The following is a 14248-nucleotide window of genomic DNA, read 5'->3' as shown; positions in this document are numbered from 1 at the left end:
GAGCGAAGAACGAAGAGCGAAGAGGGTTCGTTTTTCGTTCTTCATTTTTCATTTTTCGTTCTTCATTTCTTCCGTCCCTCCCCCGCTGCCTCGATCTGCCGCGCCACGGTCCACGCGCTATAGCTTACGCCCGCTGTGCCCTCGCCGGGATGAGTCGAGTCGCCCACCAGCCACAGGCGAGGAATCGGCGTGCGGTTGGCAAAGCCGAAGGGGCCGAAGGTGGAGACGCGCTGGCCGATGCCGCCAACGATGCCGCGATCGCGCGCGGTGTAGTAGGCAAAGGTGCGGGGCGTGGCGGCTTCGGTATGCACTATCGTCTCAGGTGTCAGGTGGAAGAATTGCCCCAGGCGAGCGATCGCCATTTCGGTGTAGTGCTGCTTCAGCGCAGCGTAGCGGTCGTCGTCGCCTTGCCAGATGCGCGGGTCAGTAAAAGACGACGCAATCACCGTGGCGCAGCCGTCTGGGGCGCGGCCGTCGTCGGGATGGCTGACGGAAACAAACAGGGAATTATTCTCGGCGATGGGCCCGTCAAAGTCGTAGAGAAATTGCAGGTGCGGCGGGCAGTCAGCCGGAATCGCGTCCTGCTTGACCCCCAGATACACCACAAACGCGCCGGAGCCGTCGGGCAGCTTGTCTACGCGCTGGCGATAACCCCTGGGCGCGGCCTCGCCCAACAGTTTCACCAGATTTTGCACCGTTACGTTGGCGACGACGTGATCGGCGGGTTCTGTCCAGGTTTCGCCCGTTTTGGAGTTGCAAACACGCACGCCGACGGCGCAACCCTGTTCCGTGAGGATGCCGTCTACCGAGTGGCGCAGGTGCAGCGTCCCGCCGTCGCGTTCCAGGGCTTCCACCAGGCGATCGCTCAGGGCCTGCATACTGCCCTGGAGGTGAAACAAGCCCTGGGGCGATTGCGGCACCGCCAGCGCCGTGGCCGCGTAGAGCAGCGCCGTTTCCTCCGCGTCCACCTGGGAATAGAGCTTCAGCTGCAAGTCTAGAAACCGCCGCAGCCGATGATCCTGCCCCAGCCCATACCAGCGCAACACCTGCCCTACCGTAGAAAACGTATGCGGCAGCGTGGTCAGCGTTCCCGGCCGCACCGCCTGCACCAGTTGCCAAACATCCCACCCATTGCGCGGCGGCAGCACCGGATCTCGGCTCTGAAACGCCCAGCTTGCCTGAAACAAGTCCTTGAGCAATTGCCAGAAGGGTTCGCTTCCCGGAAACTGGCGCTGCCGCTCTTGCTGCCAGCGCTGCGGATCGCGCCACACGCGGATCGGCTCCGCTTCTCCTGGCAGATAGACGGCGCAGGCAGGGTCGCAGGGCGTGGCAGCGGGTGGCTCGATGCCCAATTCTGAGAAAATGCGGTGGTGAATGCCGCCCGGTTCTAGCCCGGCCACCTGGGTCGCGCCCACGTCGAAGGTAAAGCCGCGCCGCCGAAACGTAGAGGCACAGCCCCCTGGCGCGATCGCCTGCTCAAACACCCGCACCGCATAGCCCCGCCGCGCCAGCAGCGCCGCCGCCGTCAGCCCGCCAATGCCCGCCCCAACTACCACCACACGAGGAGCCATACGCCTTACTCCGGCTAGCGATCGCCAGCCCTGTGATACCTGCATTACATTTCTTAATAATTCTCATCTTAACGTTTAACTGGATAAGGGCGATCGCGCTATAAAAGTCAAGATTGTGTTCGATGTTCAGGTTAAGGTAAGGTTAATGATCATTTAAGGCAGATTTCTCAAGATTGCGATGGATATAGGCGACCTCGTGCGCCTGCGGCAACCGTTTAGCCCCGAGCCAAACAGCGAACGTACCTACAGCTATGGGATCATTGCCGGGATTGTTTGGTCGGAGGATGCATCGCCCCCGTCGTCCCCCGCAGAAATTGTGCTTTACCTGTACGATCTCGATACGCAGCAGATTTACGTCGATTCGGCTGGGCTACAGGCCATCTATGCCTTCCGTCCGGATGAGCTAGAGCTATTGTGAGATTTTGGATTTTGGGTTGGGACTTACGCAGTTGGACAATTTCTCGCAGGCTGCGCCTGCGAGAAATTGTCCAAAGCCCAAAGAGCTTATCGCAAGTGCATAAGTCCTGTGGGTTTTGGGTTTTGGATTTTGGATTTTGGGGTTTAGCTTGGAGCCTTTGCCGCCGCAAAATGGTCGATCAATCCCCAAGCTCAAAATCTAAAATTTCCTTGCCATCGGAGATCGCATCTACTACAATCGTCCATCAAGCTGTGAAAGATACCCTATCGACGCAGCGTCCCCGAAAAATTTGCCGCTAGTCGTTTACGGCGCTGGCAGGTGTTAGCCGCACCAACCAGCACCTGACCCATTGACAGAGTACGCTGTCTCAGGGCTTTGCTTATTTTAGCCGCCTTGAAATTCGCTCTATGTCTTTCGGGCGGCAGTTTTTCGGGGTTTCCTTCATTCCCATTTCAAGAGGAAACCCCAAATGCTTCAAATTCAATACTTTTCGGCGGCTTCCAACCCGGAGGCGGCCTCGGTTTCGCTCCCTGCTTCGCTGCCGCCGCTGCTGCCCCCACAGCCGAGCCGCCGCCGTCTGCGCCTTTACCTGGTCGGGTCTCCCGCCGACACCCAGCACGAGATCGACCGCCTGCATCTCCTGCACTATGCCGAGCGCTTTGAATGGAGCCGCGTGGTGCAGATTTCTGAGGGCGGCATTGTCCTGCGTTCCGATGCGGGGGATGTGTTGCGCTATCTCCAGCGCGATCGCCCCCTGAATTAAAGCCATCGTCCCTTTGACTAGGACGAGGAAATTAAGGGAAGACTAGGAGAATCAGGAAAATCGGTCGCCTGCGGAGAAGACCCGCAACTGCTGCAGGCGATCGCCCCTCCGCTCTCTGCATCTACCCGCACCCACCTGCATGACCTACAGCCTACGGATCGCCGACCTGCCGCAAAGCGAACGTCCCCGCGAGCGGCTGCTAGCCTATGGAGCGAAGCAACTTTCCGCCCCGGAGCTACTTGCCATCCTGCTGGGAACCGGCCAGGGGCCGGGCAAACTGTCGGCCGTGGGCCTGGGCAATCTGATTCTAAAAACCCTGGAAGAGAGCCACGGCAACGGACTGGCCGCCTTGCAGCATGTTGCGCCTCAGGAGTTGATGCAGATCAACGGAGTCGGCGAAGCAAAGGCAACGACCATTTTGGCGGCGATCGAACTGGGCAAGCGGGTGTTTCAGTCCCGACCGGGCGATCGCACCATCGTAGACGACCCCGCCGTGGCGGCCGCCGTCCTCAGCCAGGACCTCATGTGGCAACCCCAAGAGCGCTTTGCCGTCGTGCTGCTGGATATCAAGCACCGCCTGCTGGGAACCCAACTGATCAGCATTGGCACGGCCACAGAAACCCTCGCCCATCCCCGCGAAATCTTCCGCGAAGTGATTCGCCGGGGCGCAACCCGCGCCATCATCGCCCACAACCATCCATCGGGAAACCTGGAACCCAGCCCAGAAGACATCGCCCTCACCCGCCAACTGCTGCAAGGCGCACAGGTCTTGGGCATCCCGCTGCTGGATCATCTAATCTTAGGCAATGGCGACTTCATCAGCCTGCGCCAAACCACACAGCTTTGGAGCGAAACGCCCCAGGAAGTCTAGCGCCATCCCAACCGTGAATGGAGGCCTCCCCGATGACCCTCGCATCCAACGAACCCAAAAACGAACCCAAAAACGAACCCAAAGCGGAATCCGGTCTATCGATCCAGCCCGCCTCTGAACCCAAGGTCTGGACCGATGCAGAATTTATGGCGCTGCCGCAGGACGGCCACCGCTACGAACTGGTGAACGGAGAACTCATTGATATGGGCAACTCAGGAATGGAACATGGCGAAATTGGCAGCTTTTTGGGAGGTAGCCTATCGCTGTATGTTCGCACGCACAAATTGGGCCGAGTTTGTGACTCTAGCACCGCCTTTGCGATGAAAAACGGCAATCGGCGATCGCCCGATGTGTCCTTCGTGGCTAAAGATCGGCTGCAAGGGCTGCGGCGGCTGCCCAAGGGCTTCTTTCAGGGTGCGCCAGATCTGGCAGTGGAAGTCTTGTCGCCCAGCAACACGGTCGAAGAAATTCACGAAAAAATCGTCGAATATTTTGAAAACGAAACTCGCCTAGTATGGGTGATTCACCCGGATGAGCAGTACGTGCTGGTCTACCACAGCCCCAGCCCCGATCGCCTGCTGCGGCTCCAAGACTCGCTGGAGGGCGAATCGGTTGTGCCGGGGTTTTCCCTCGCGGTCGCGGAACTGTTTGAGGAGCTAGACTTCTGATCGGTCGCTTTTTTGCAGCCACGCTCTCAGCGCCATCTGAAACGCCTGGAGCGCCGCAGGCGTGCCGACTGTCCACACCTGCGCCACAGCCTCTAGAATCATCTGCTTAACTGGAAGCTCAGGAAACGTTGGGCTATATTCAGATTCCACATAATGCCCATCATGCAGGATGTAAAAGGTCAGGTTTCCATTGGCATAAACCCACAGTTCTGGAACGGCGATCGCCTCATAAGCCGCTAGCGTCATCACGGAAGTTATATCTGTCACGTAATGCACATATTCAATTGCCAAATCGGGCGGCGGATCGCCCGGTTGCAGCCGCCGCCGACCCCGCATTTGCGGCGCGTGCTGAATGTAAAAACAAGCATCTGGCTCAACCCCAGCGATGCCTTCTCGTTTGAATGTCGTTGACCCAAAGGGTTCGTAATCCTGCCCAGTCGCGCTCAGCAGTTGCTTGACCAGATCTGAGATTAGCTCGGTTGGTCGTTCATGTTCGGGCAAAGGAACCATAATCTCCAGCGTGCCATTGCTGTAGGCAATTCGGGCAGCCCGCCGTGTGCCTAGCTCTTCCAAAAGACATTCAAACTCTTCCCAGGACAGGCCAGAAATGCTGACTACACTGCCCGGTGCCAGGTGCATTTGGCTAATTGGCTTGGCAACTGGCACTGTCACCATAAAAGGCTCTCTCAAGGCGAGTTGGGGGCTTGCAGCAGAAACTAGGGCAACGCTTATATCCAACTTTAAACCAAGGGATGTGCAACTTTGCCGATCCCCCTCACCCTAAATCCTTCTCCCAGAGCGGGAGAGAGACTTCAAGCCTTTCTTGCTCCCCTTCTCCCGACTTGGGAGAAGGCTAGTGAGCAATACGGCAATATATTTCCCAAAGCGTCTTTCTTGCTCCCCTTCTCCCGACTTGGGAGAAGGGGTTGGGGGATGAGGGCAGATTGAAAGTTGCACATCGCGCTTTAGAACAGAACATCTAGACCAGTGCCTTGAGCAGCGCTTGCAGCTTTAGCTTAACTTCAGCCAGTTCGCGGGCAGGGTCCGATCCGGCGACGATGCCTGCACCTGCATACAGCCGAGCGCGATCGCCCTCTAGCAAGGCCGAACGGATGCCGACGATAAATTCCGCATTGCCCGCCGCATCGACCCAGCCCAGGGGTGCGGCGTAGAGCGATCGCCCAAAGCCCTCAGAACGGCGAATTTCCTCACAGGCGATATCGCGGGGCAGCCCAGCCACGGCGGGCGTGGGGTGCAGCGCGTCCACCAGTTCCAGCGGGTGCAGTCGGGCAGGCAGGTGGGCATGAATGGGCGTGTGCAAATGCTGAATATTCGACAAGCGCAGCAGGTCGGGGGCGGCGGGCATCTGGGGGGATAGCCCAAGACAGAGCAGGCGATCGCGCAAAAAGTCCACCACCACCTGATGTTCGTGCCGCTCTTTGGGCGTGTTCAGCAGGGTGTATCCCAGCCTCGCATCTTCGTCTGCTGTGCGGCCTCGCGGCGCAGACCCCGCCAGCGCATCAGTCGTGAGGCGCTGATTCCGCACACTGACCAGTCGTTCGGGGCTGGCTCCGATAAAGGTCTTGCTGCCGCCCTGGTTCACCGAAAAGATATAGCAATCGGGATAAAGCTGCCGCAGATGATGCAGGGAAAAAAGCCAGTCGAATGGACGGCGAGAAATCACGTCAACCGCGTGAGACAGCACCAGTTTTTGCAGGCGATTTTGATGAATCGAGCGGAGTGCTTTTTCAACCGTTTTTTGGAAATCATTAATTTCTAAAAATTCCCAGGATGGGGGGGCGATCGCCTCACTGCCCGCAAAGTTTAATAAGGAATAGTTTGCCTGCTGAATTTTTTGAAACTTGCGCCAGAGTGCATCGGTTAGCATGGTCACATTAGTATCAGCATCCAGCGCTATATTTGCGGTTGCCAAACAGCGATCTGGCTGGCGCAAAATCTGCCACTCTGGCAGCAAGATCATGGCAGAGGCAAATGGTGAATGAAGTGATCTAGGCTCATCAAAAAAGGTGTAACTACAAAAACAGCGAAGATCCGCTGGGGAAGTGATGCCCATTGGCGCAGTTTCCACCCCATGAGTTGCCATGAAACGAGGCATCCCAATTAAGCTGTGCTTGAGAAATTGCTGAGTTCTTAAAAAGCGGCGATCGCCCCCCGTGCTGAGCGACAAAGTTTTCCCGAAAGCCGCTACGGCCTCGCCTTCGTAGGGTTTTTCAAAGTAGAAATGGGGCTGATCAGAGAGATTAAATTGATGTAGAGCCAGCAGTGGATCAACCGCCTCAATCTCCTGAGAAATGCTGACCCAATTGCAACCAGATTGATGCTCAGAATCTAGGACTTGTTTGATATGCTTCTGGCATTGGAAAAGGAGTTTATATAAACTTTTGCAATCTTGAACAGGTTCAATCGGTCGGGGTGCGACTGGCATGAGTCAATGGTAAAACGGTTCGATAAAGGTGAGCAGTAAAACAGCAATGGCGGGCGCAGCCTGTCTACTACAGGTAACATACTTGGGCAAAGTCTAGCCACCGGCCCATAAGATCTAATGAAGCCGACGATTGTCTCCGACAAAGCCAAGGCCCATCAAGCGTTTGGGCAAGGGGCGATCGCCCGCAACATCAGTCACAACTCTTTACAGTTCCAACAGGTCGCCACGACCAATCGGAGAGGCGGAAAATCGTAGAATAATGAGGCTTCCAGCAGTTACCCGCCGGCAATGACGACCAAACCGACCCGACACACTCCCTCCACAAACCTTCACTCCCTAGAACCGACACTCAGCGCTGGGTCTGCGGTCGGCCCCCACCCAGAGCAGCTCGCCAAGCCGCCTGCCAAAAAGCTCTGGATGGCAGCCCTGAAGCCACCCATGTATAGCGTTGCGATTATGCCGATTGCGCTGGGAACGGCGATCGCCTATTTTGAAAAGCGATCGCTTCAATGGGATATTTTGATCACATTTTTAGCGGCCGCAATTTTAATTTTGATCTGGGAAAATCTAAGCAACGATGTGTTTGATTCGGAAACCGGAATCGATCAGAACAAGCATCATTCTTTGGTGAATCTAACGAAAAATAAGTCTCTGATTTTTGCGATCGCCAATGTTTGTTTAATCCTGGGAATTTCAGGCATCATTTCTATTTCCTGGATTCAGCAAGATCCTACGGTTCTGGGTCTCGTCTTGCTCTGCTGCGGACTGGGTTATGTCTATCAGGGTCCACCCTTCCGCCTGGGCTATCAAGGGCTGGGCGAAATCCTCTGCTTCTTCGCCTTTGGGCCGCTGGGCGTGTCCGCCGCCTACTATAGCCAGAGCCAGTCGGGGTCATGGACAAGCCTGGCCGCATCCATCATTTTGGGCATCAGCACCAGCCTGATTTTGTTCTGCTCCCACTTTCACCAGGTCGCAGACGATGCCGCCGCCGGAAAGCGATCGCCCATCGTGCGCCTGGGCACTCGTCGTTCGGCGCAGTTGCTCCCGTGGCTCTGCGGCAGCCTCTACGGGCTAACGGTGCTATTTGTCATCACAGGGCTATTTCCCATCTGGACGCTGCTCATCTTTGCCAGCCTGCCGCCCGCGCTCCATCTCTGCCGTCACGTCCTCGCCAACCACGACAAACCCGCCCGCGTCAGCAACTGCAAGTTCATCGCCGTCTCGCTGCATTTTTGGAGTAGCCTGCTGCTGTGTGCAGGGTTTGCGCTATCCGCCTTGGGTCGTTAATCCCTCAGACTTTTGCCACAGGCACCGGACTCACGTCTGCATTTCGCCCAAACAACACCCTCGGCTTCAGCAACGCACGCAGCAGCAGCCAGAGCGACTGAAACTCGCCAGGCGACTGCCGCGTTTTCCACTGCCCCGGACGGCAGAACAAGACTTCCACCAAGCGGCGCTGCTGTTCCAGGCTCATTTCTTCAAACAGAATCCGCACGGTGGGAAATTCGTCGCTTGTGCCCGTCCGTTCCACCAATCCCCAGAGCGTCAGGCTTTCTTCCAATAGCTCGATCTGCACGGGCGGCAAATCCGGCGACGGGGGCGGAAAGCCTGCTTGTGTAAGGGCGACCTCTGCGCCCACTTCAGAAATCATGGTGGTGATGCCGTAAAACGAGCGATCGCCCACTTGCAGGCGCACCGTCCGGCGCAGGTCAAACCATTCATAGGGACTGGGGCGCGGCGCATCCAGCAAAATCAGCAGCGCAATCCCCAGCATCATCAGGTTATACAGGCTCCACAGCCAGCCCAGCCCGATGCCTTTCACCACCATCGCCTCTTCTGGCGTAACAGTCTGTTGCCATGCGCCCTTGATCATGCACATGCCCAGATTCACCCATAGGCTAATGGCCGTCAGCACAAAGAAAATCAGAATCGGCGCGGCCAGGTTCCAGTTAAACGTAAAGCGATCGCTCGCAGTGCCCTTTGGCGTGACCTTGAACCCCTTGGAAAACGGATTCAGCATCACCTTTACAACCGTCGCTGCCAGGGGCACAGCCAGCGCCAGCGAGTAAATGTCCGACAGCACTGCCGAGCGCGATCGATAGTTCAGCCAGGAAAACACCGCAAGCTGCACCAGATAGTAGGGCAAAAAGAAATACATCAGCTCCGCCGCCGTCGCCCGTAGCGGAATCACGCCCAAAAACGAATAGGCCAGCGGCATCAGCAAATAGCCAACGCGGGAAATGCTGGTAAACCAGTGCAGCAGCCCCTCCAAGTGCGCCAGCCGCTGCAACGGCCGCAGCCCCCGAATCGTCAGCGGATTCGCCTGAATGAAAAAGGCTTGCAGCGTGCCCTGGGCCCAGCGCAGCCGTTGGAGCGCGTGGGAGGCTATATTTTCTGCTGCCAGACCAGCACTCAGCTTTTCGTCCAGATACACCAGACGATAGCCCTGAGCCGAAATGCGAATGCCCGTGAAATAATCTTCACTGAGGGAATCGGTGACAAAGCCGCCGATTTCATCCAGCACGCTGCGCCGCACCACGAAGGATGTACCCGAACAGATAACGCTACCCGCCCCGTCGCGAATTGGCTGAATCTGGCGATAAAACACCTCTTCTTCAGGCGTGAGTACGTCTTCCAGCCCCAGGTTGTAGGCAATCGGGTCGGTGTTGTAAAAGGTCTGCGGTGTTTGCACTAGTGCCACCTGCGGATCTTGGAAAAAACCGACCGTGCGGATCAGGAAATTGCGCGTGGGCACAAAGTCCGCATCGAAGACCACAATCAGTTCCCCAGTGGTGCGGGGCAGGGCGTTGTTTAGGTTGCCTGCTTTGGCGTGGCGATTGTCGGGGCGGGTGATATATTCGCAGCCCAGATCCGCCGCTAGCGCCTGGATTTCGGGACGGCGCGTGTCGTCTAGCAAATAAACCGTTTTAGCCGGATAGTCGATCGCCTGACAGCCGATGACCGTGCGCTTGAGGATAAAGGCGGGTTCGTTGTAGGTGGGGATGAAAATATCGACGGTTGGCGTGTACTGGCCGGTTTGCACGGCTTGGGAAAGGGCATCGGCTTCGGAACGGCGATCGCGCACCTTCAGCATCAGCGTCAGTTGGATAATCGCGCTGCTCAGCATCAATAGTTCCAAAAACAGCAGCCCCAGGCTAAACACCCCATTTAGCGGCGTATTCAGGTTTAGCGTGCTGGCCACTCGCCACAGCACATAGCGCACCGTCAGCACCAGCAAAATCGTCACCACCACGGTTCGCGACCAGGGACGCGGACGGGGGGACAGCGCCATCACCCCCATCACCAGCAGAAACAGCGCCACGGTGGGCACTAGCAGGTATTGCCCCGTCACCATCGGCACTTCTAGCCACAGCGGGGGATTCTGCTGAATCGCGTTGATCTGGGCGAAGATTTTGCTAATCGTGCCCTGGCCCGCAAACCAGAGCGCCACAATCACAAAGGCGATCGCCACCACGCTCAGCAAAATCAGCGTCGTCAACTGCGGACGCATCGGCGCAGGTCTGGATCGGGACACCTGCTGACGACGAATTTCAGAAGTAGTCATAGAAGATGAGTCCTCAATCTGACATCGGCGATTAAGCAAAACCGCTATTCCAAACCCAATGTCCTAACGTGCCAAGCGTTACAAGCTTTGCTCAGCCAAGTGTAAAGCAGTACACTGTCCCCATTAGATACGAATCCAAGACCAAAAAGGATTTGAGAATGGCTCAGAAATCTCCAGGCCGTCAGTCTTCTCCCACGTTCTCGGTCTATCCCAATGCCTAATCCAGCGCGATCGCCCAGGTAAGCGATATCGGTAAACCCTATAGGTAAGCCATAGGTATATCAGCCAGCCCTTTCGCTAACTGTTGTCTCGCTAACTGTTGCATGGGTAACGCCGTACAGATAACGCCGAGTTCCCGCAGCGTTCTTGACGAAGCACCCCTTATGATTGCCCATAATCTACTGAAACCGAGAACCCAAACCGATCGCTCAAGCAAATTACTCAAGCGAATTGCTCAAGCGAATTGCTCAGGCGAACTACTCAAACCGTACATTCCCACAAATAGCTGAGAACAATCTGAGTGTGCTGAGAACATCCTGAAGTGCTAAGTGTGACAAAGACATCCTGAAGTATGAGGCTGAAACCCATCCGAACTGATCTGGCAAAGCTCCTCTCAAACCATGCCACACGCTTCAAGGTGCGACAATTAAGCTCTAACGGCGGAATTTCTAGCTGATCTGGCCCGAGATCTGGTTCGATTACCTCTGGCTTAACCTTCCATCAAAAACCCGTATCGCAGAAATCTAGAAAATCCCGCATAATCTTAAGAGAACGCAACAGTCTGGTGTTTGTACAAGTGCGGCGATCGCCGCGATTAGCCCCTAACCGAGTTCAGGAGACGGTTCGCCTATGGCCATGATCGAAACCAAAACCGAACCCATGGTGCTCAACATGGGTCCCCATCACCCCTCGATGCACGGGGTGTTGCGGCTCATCGTCACTCTGGACGGGGAAGACGTGGTGGACTGTGAACCTGTGATTGGCTATCTGCATCGCGGCATGGAAAAAATTGCCGAAAGCCGCACGCCTGTGATGTACGTGCCCTACGTCAGCCGATGGGACTACGCAGCGGGCATGTTCAACGAAGCGGTTGTCGTCAATGCCATCGAAAAGCTGGCTGACGTGCCCGTGCCCAAGCGAGCCAGCTACATCCGCGTCATCATGCTGGAGCTAAACCGCATCGCCAACCACCTGCTGTGGCTTGGCCCCTTCCTGGCAGACGTGGGGGCCCAAACGCCCTTCTTCTATATTTTCCGCGAACGGGAAATGATCTATGACCTGTGGGAAGCTGCGACCGGCTACCGCATGGTGAACAACAACTACTGGCGAATTGGCGGCATTGCGGCTGACCTGCCCTACGGCTGGGTGGACAAGTGCGCCGACTTTTGCGACTACTTCCTGCCAAAGGTCGATGAATACGAGAAGCTGATTACCAATAACCCGATCTTCCGCCGCCGCGTCGAGGGTATTGGCACCATCACCCGCGAAGATGCGATTAACTGGGGGTTGTCTGGCCCAATGCTGCGAGCTTCGGGGGTCAAGTGGGATCTCCGCAAGGTCGATCACTACGAGTCCTACGACGACTTTGACTGGGAAATTCATTGGGAAACCGCGGGAGACTGTCTGGCGCGTTACCTGGTGCGGATTCGCGAAATGCGCGAGTCGGTCAAGATCATTCGCCAGGCCCTGGCAGGCTTGCCGGGTGGCCCCTACGAAAACCTGGAAGCCCAGCGGATGAATGCTGGCCCAAAGTCGGAGTGGAACAGCTTTGACTATCAGTTCATCGGCAAAAAAGTTGCGCCAACGTTCAAGATTCCCAGGGGTGAAAACTACGTCCGCATTGAAAGCGGCAAAGGCGAAATCGGCATCTACGTGATCGGCGATGACAATGTGTTTCCCTGGCGGTTCAAGATTCGCGCCGCCGACTTCAACAATCTGCAAATCCTGCCTCACCTGCTGAAGGGCGTGAAGGTGGCAGACGTGGTGGCCATTTTGGGCAGCATCGACGTGATTATGGGTTCGGTTGACCGATAGTGGTCCGAGCGGGACACATTGCACAACCTGCCATAGCACCACACGCTACATGGCTAGTACAGTTTTCACTTGGTTTCCGCTCGTTTTATTCATCTCTGCGGCTCGAGACAAGGGTTTCGAGCCACTTTAATATGCTCTCGCGATTCGTTTCTTTGCAGAGCAGCAAGGGACTTATTGTGGAGGCTGGATGGAACCTGATCTAGGGCGATCGCGTCATAAGGGCTATCTTCACCTGATGCATCCCGGTTCAGCGTCGCTCAGCGTTTTCTTGGTCGATTTCTTAGTCGATTTCTTGGTCGGCGGTTCACCCGTTTGGGTCAATCTTGTACAAATGGATTGACTTACACATTCCAACCAAGGATAAATAAGTATGTTTACATTTAGGTAAGTATGTTTACATTCCACGATCTGCTCAGATCTTTTTGGGCGGCGTGGCGGGTTTCACAGTTCCGGTGCGTAGAGTCTGGCGCAGGGTTCTGAGGCTTTCCGAAATTCCAGCAGCAATGGCTGGATCACTAGAAACAACGACCTCTTTGGAAGCGCGTTCGAGTTCGATTCACGTATCAGAAAGCTCGATGGAATTAGCAACAACACTGAGGGGGCATACCGTCCACAACGCGGTGCGTGAGGTCGGCATCAACCCCAACTACTGGTATCCCGTTTACTGGGCTGAAGATTTGCAGCCGGGTCAGGTGGCGCAAGTGGTGGTCTGGCAGCAGGCGATCGCCCTCTACCGCACCCCCGATGGACAGGTCTACGCGATGGAGGATGCCTGCCCTCACAAAGGGGTAGAGCTACACAAGGGCAAGGTCAAGGGCGATCGCCTGGTGTGCCCCTATCACGGCTGGGAATTCAACTCAGACGGGCAATGTGCCCATATTCCCTATCTGCCGCCCAATCAAAAACTGCCCTGCGCCCAAGCCCGCAGCTACCCAACGCGAGAGCGCTATGGCATTCTCTGGGTGTTTCCGGGTGCTCCGTCCCTAGCGGAACAGGTCGCCATGCCCCATATGCCGGAATACGACGACCCTGCCTATTTTCAAATCCCCATTCCGGGACATTTCCACGCCCATTTCTCGATTTGCAACGAGAACACGATGGATGTGTTTCACGGCTATCTGCACGAAAACCTCCAGGGCTGGTACGACCCGAAATTGCTCAAGCTAAAGGAGTCGCCCAATTCCGTTCTGGCAGAGTATGAGGTGAACTATGACGGCTGGATGACCAAAGCACTGGGGCTGAGCGAAGACGGCGGCAAAACCACTCGCATCGTCTCGGTTCATTACCAATATCCGCACTACACCAGTTCGCTGGAGGGCGTGTCCTCGCTCTACCTCAATCGGTTGCCCGTGGGGCCTAAGGAAACTCGCTCCTTCTCGATCCTGTTCCTCAAGCTGCCCCTGCCGCAGTGGTTGGTGCGTCCCATCCGCAAGCCGCTGATGCTGTTCGTGCGGCGGTTTGTGTTTATGAAATTTCTCCTGCAAGATGTGGAGATGATGGAGAGCGAGCAGCGGGTTTTCACGTCAGATCCCAAGCGACGCTACGTGGAAATCAATCCAGCGATCATTGCGCTCCAGCGCGTCTTTTTGCGGCAGTATGAGCAGTTTCTGCAACAGTCTCAGGGATTCTCTGAGTCGTTTTCTGGAGCGATCGCCCAAGCAGATGTAGCAACCAGTAGTGAAGGAGAAATACCGCAGCCTGAGCCTGTTTTGGCAGACTCGGCAAGGCGTTCGGTGGACACTTCCAATGGGAGGGGTGAACTGTAACAATCTCAAGACATAGATTAATCTCCTTCTGGCAGAGTAAAGGAAAACTCTTATTGTAATTATCAAAAAGCGCCGCCGGAGCAGCGCCAGAGGTCGAGAATTCACCCAAAAGCTCAACCAGGTTTCACGAGTGTCGATATAGCGCC

Annotated in this window: 13 protein-coding genes; 9 read left to right on the top strand and 4 right to left on the bottom strand. The window is 56.1% G+C overall.

The genetic code is table 11. The features are described 5' to 3' along the window. Nucleotides 1-62: 62 nt before the first annotated feature. The gene (gene crtD / locus HPC62_RS05480) at nucleotides 63-1616 is read right to left on the bottom strand and encodes a C-3',4' desaturase CrtD (RefSeq protein ID WP_225910608.1); all 1554 of its coding nucleotides are present in this window, start codon (nucleotides 1614-1616) and stop codon (nucleotides 63-65) included. 133 nt (nucleotides 1617-1749) lie between these two features. On the opposite strand from crtD, the gene HPC62_RS05475 reads away from it, so the two are divergent. From HPC62_RS05475 to HPC62_RS05460, 4 genes are all read left to right on the top strand, one after another. Then, nucleotides 1750-1989: a hypothetical protein gene (locus HPC62_RS05475; protein ID WP_172354109.1), complete on the top strand. Its 240-nt coding sequence runs from the start codon at nucleotides 1750-1752 to the stop codon at nucleotides 1987-1989. Nucleotides 1990-2458: 469 nt separating this feature from the next. Further along, the gene (locus HPC62_RS05470; protein WP_225910607.1) at nucleotides 2459-2752 is read left to right on the top strand and encodes a hypothetical protein; all 294 of its coding nucleotides are present in this window, start codon (nucleotides 2459-2461) and stop codon (nucleotides 2750-2752) included. A 139-nt stretch (nucleotides 2753-2891) separates the two neighbouring features. Then, entirely contained in the window at nucleotides 2892-3623 is a 732-nt protein-coding gene (radC, locus tag HPC62_RS05465) for a RadC family protein (protein ID WP_172354108.1), read from the top strand. A gap of 146 nt (nucleotides 3624-3769) precedes the next feature. Then, nucleotides 3770-4291, top strand: a complete 522-nt coding sequence (locus HPC62_RS05460; RefSeq protein WP_225906924.1) for a Uma2 family endonuclease — start codon at nucleotides 3770-3772, stop codon at nucleotides 4289-4291. On the opposite strand, the gene HPC62_RS05455 is transcribed toward HPC62_RS05460, so the two are convergent. Both HPC62_RS05455 and HPC62_RS05450 read right to left on the bottom strand, forming a co-directional pair. Then, the gene (locus HPC62_RS05455) at nucleotides 4280-4966 is read right to left on the bottom strand and encodes a Uma2 family endonuclease (protein ID WP_172354106.1); all 687 of its coding nucleotides are present in this window, start codon (nucleotides 4964-4966) and stop codon (nucleotides 4280-4282) included. The two genes, HPC62_RS05460 and HPC62_RS05455, sit on opposite strands and share 12 nt — an antisense overlap. Before the next feature lie 304 nt (nucleotides 4967-5270). Next, the gene (locus HPC62_RS05450) at nucleotides 5271-6365 is read right to left on the bottom strand and encodes an isochorismate synthase (protein ID WP_225906923.1); all 1095 of its coding nucleotides are present in this window, start codon (nucleotides 6363-6365) and stop codon (nucleotides 5271-5273) included. Between the two features lie 489 nt (nucleotides 6366-6854). Between HPC62_RS05450 and HPC62_RS05445 the strand changes: the two genes are divergently transcribed. Both HPC62_RS05445 and menA read left to right on the top strand, forming a co-directional pair. Continuing rightward, nucleotides 6855-6992 carry a hypothetical protein gene (locus HPC62_RS05445; RefSeq protein ID WP_172354104.1) on the top strand — a complete coding sequence of 46 codons (138 nt, stop codon included), beginning with the start codon at nucleotides 6855-6857 and terminating at the stop codon, nucleotides 6990-6992. A 162-nt stretch (nucleotides 6993-7154) separates the two neighbouring features. Beyond that, nucleotides 7155-8024, top strand: coding sequence for a 2-carboxy-1,4-naphthoquinone phytyltransferase (gene menA, locus HPC62_RS05440; protein WP_225906922.1), 870 nt, complete (start codon nucleotides 7155-7157; stop codon nucleotides 8022-8024). A gap of 4 nt (nucleotides 8025-8028) precedes the next feature. On the opposite strand, the gene HPC62_RS05435 is transcribed toward menA, so the two are convergent. Next, nucleotides 8029-10302 (bottom strand): glycosyltransferase family 2 protein, encoded by a 2274-nt coding sequence (locus HPC62_RS05435; RefSeq protein WP_172354102.1) that lies wholly within the window; start codon nucleotides 10300-10302, stop codon nucleotides 8029-8031. 849 nt (nucleotides 10303-11151) lie between these two features. On the opposite strand from HPC62_RS05435, the gene HPC62_RS05430 reads away from it, so the two are divergent. The 3 genes from HPC62_RS05430 to HPC62_RS05420 all read left to right on the top strand — a co-directional run bounded on the left by HPC62_RS05430 (nucleotide 11152) and on the right by HPC62_RS05420 (nucleotide 14102). Further along, on the top strand, nucleotides 11152-12336 hold the full coding sequence (locus tag HPC62_RS05430) for an NAD(P)H-quinone oxidoreductase subunit H (RefSeq protein ID WP_172354101.1): 1185 nt from the start codon (nucleotides 11152-11154) through the stop codon (nucleotides 12334-12336). A gap of 187 nt (nucleotides 12337-12523) precedes the next feature. Continuing rightward, nucleotides 12524-12676: a hypothetical protein gene (locus tag HPC62_RS05425; protein ID WP_172354100.1), complete on the top strand. Its 153-nt coding sequence runs from the start codon at nucleotides 12524-12526 to the stop codon at nucleotides 12674-12676. A gap of 235 nt (nucleotides 12677-12911) precedes the next feature. Beyond that, nucleotides 12912-14102 carry an aromatic ring-hydroxylating dioxygenase subunit alpha gene (locus tag HPC62_RS05420; RefSeq protein ID WP_172354099.1) on the top strand — a complete coding sequence of 397 codons (1191 nt, stop codon included), beginning with the start codon at nucleotides 12912-12914 and terminating at the stop codon, nucleotides 14100-14102. Nucleotides 14103-14248 lie beyond the last annotated feature (146 nt).

Origin of the sequence: Thermoleptolyngbya sichuanensis A183 (assembly GCF_013177315.1) — a bacterium.
GTDB lineage: Bacteria > Cyanobacteriota > Cyanobacteriia > Elainellales > Elainellaceae > Thermoleptolyngbya > Thermoleptolyngbya sichuanensis.
The sequence above is the reverse complement of the archived record's forward strand: the minus strand, read 5'-3'. Positions and strand labels throughout refer to the sequence as shown.

Excerpts from the sequence above, each read along its gene's own strand:
- crtD (WP_225910608.1), bottom strand. The coding sequence starts at position 1,616 with ATGCAGGTATCACAGGGCTGGCGATCGCTAGCCGGAGTAAGGCGTATG.
- HPC62_RS05475 (WP_172354109.1), top strand. The coding sequence starts at position 1,750 with ATGGATATAGGCGACCTCGTGCGCCTGCGGCAACCGTTTAGCCCCGAG.
- HPC62_RS05470 (WP_225910607.1), top strand. The coding sequence starts at position 2,459 with ATGCTTCAAATTCAATACTTTTCGGCGGCTTCCAACCCGGAGGCGGCC.
- radC (WP_172354108.1), top strand. The coding sequence starts at position 2,892 with ATGACCTACAGCCTACGGATCGCCGACCTGCCGCAAAGCGAACGTCCC.
- HPC62_RS05460 (WP_225906924.1), top strand. The coding sequence starts at position 3,770 with ATGGCGCTGCCGCAGGACGGCCACCGCTACGAACTGGTGAACGGAGAA.
- HPC62_RS05455 (WP_172354106.1), bottom strand. The coding sequence starts at position 4,966 with ATGGTGACAGTGCCAGTTGCCAAGCCAATTAGCCAAATGCACCTGGCA.
- HPC62_RS05450 (WP_225906923.1), bottom strand. The coding sequence starts at position 6,365 with ATGGGCATCACTTCCCCAGCGGATCTTCGCTGTTTTTGTAGTTACACC.
- HPC62_RS05445 (WP_172354104.1), top strand. The coding sequence starts at position 6,855 with ATGAAGCCGACGATTGTCTCCGACAAAGCCAAGGCCCATCAAGCGTTT.
- menA (WP_225906922.1), top strand. The coding sequence starts at position 7,155 with ATGGCAGCCCTGAAGCCACCCATGTATAGCGTTGCGATTATGCCGATT.
- HPC62_RS05435 (WP_172354102.1), bottom strand. The coding sequence starts at position 10,302 with ATGACTACTTCTGAAATTCGTCGTCAGCAGGTGTCCCGATCCAGACCT.
- HPC62_RS05430 (WP_172354101.1), top strand. The coding sequence starts at position 11,152 with ATGGCCATGATCGAAACCAAAACCGAACCCATGGTGCTCAACATGGGT.
- HPC62_RS05425 (WP_172354100.1), top strand. The coding sequence starts at position 12,524 with ATGGAACCTGATCTAGGGCGATCGCGTCATAAGGGCTATCTTCACCTG.
- HPC62_RS05420 (WP_172354099.1), top strand. The coding sequence starts at position 12,912 with ATGGAATTAGCAACAACACTGAGGGGGCATACCGTCCACAACGCGGTG.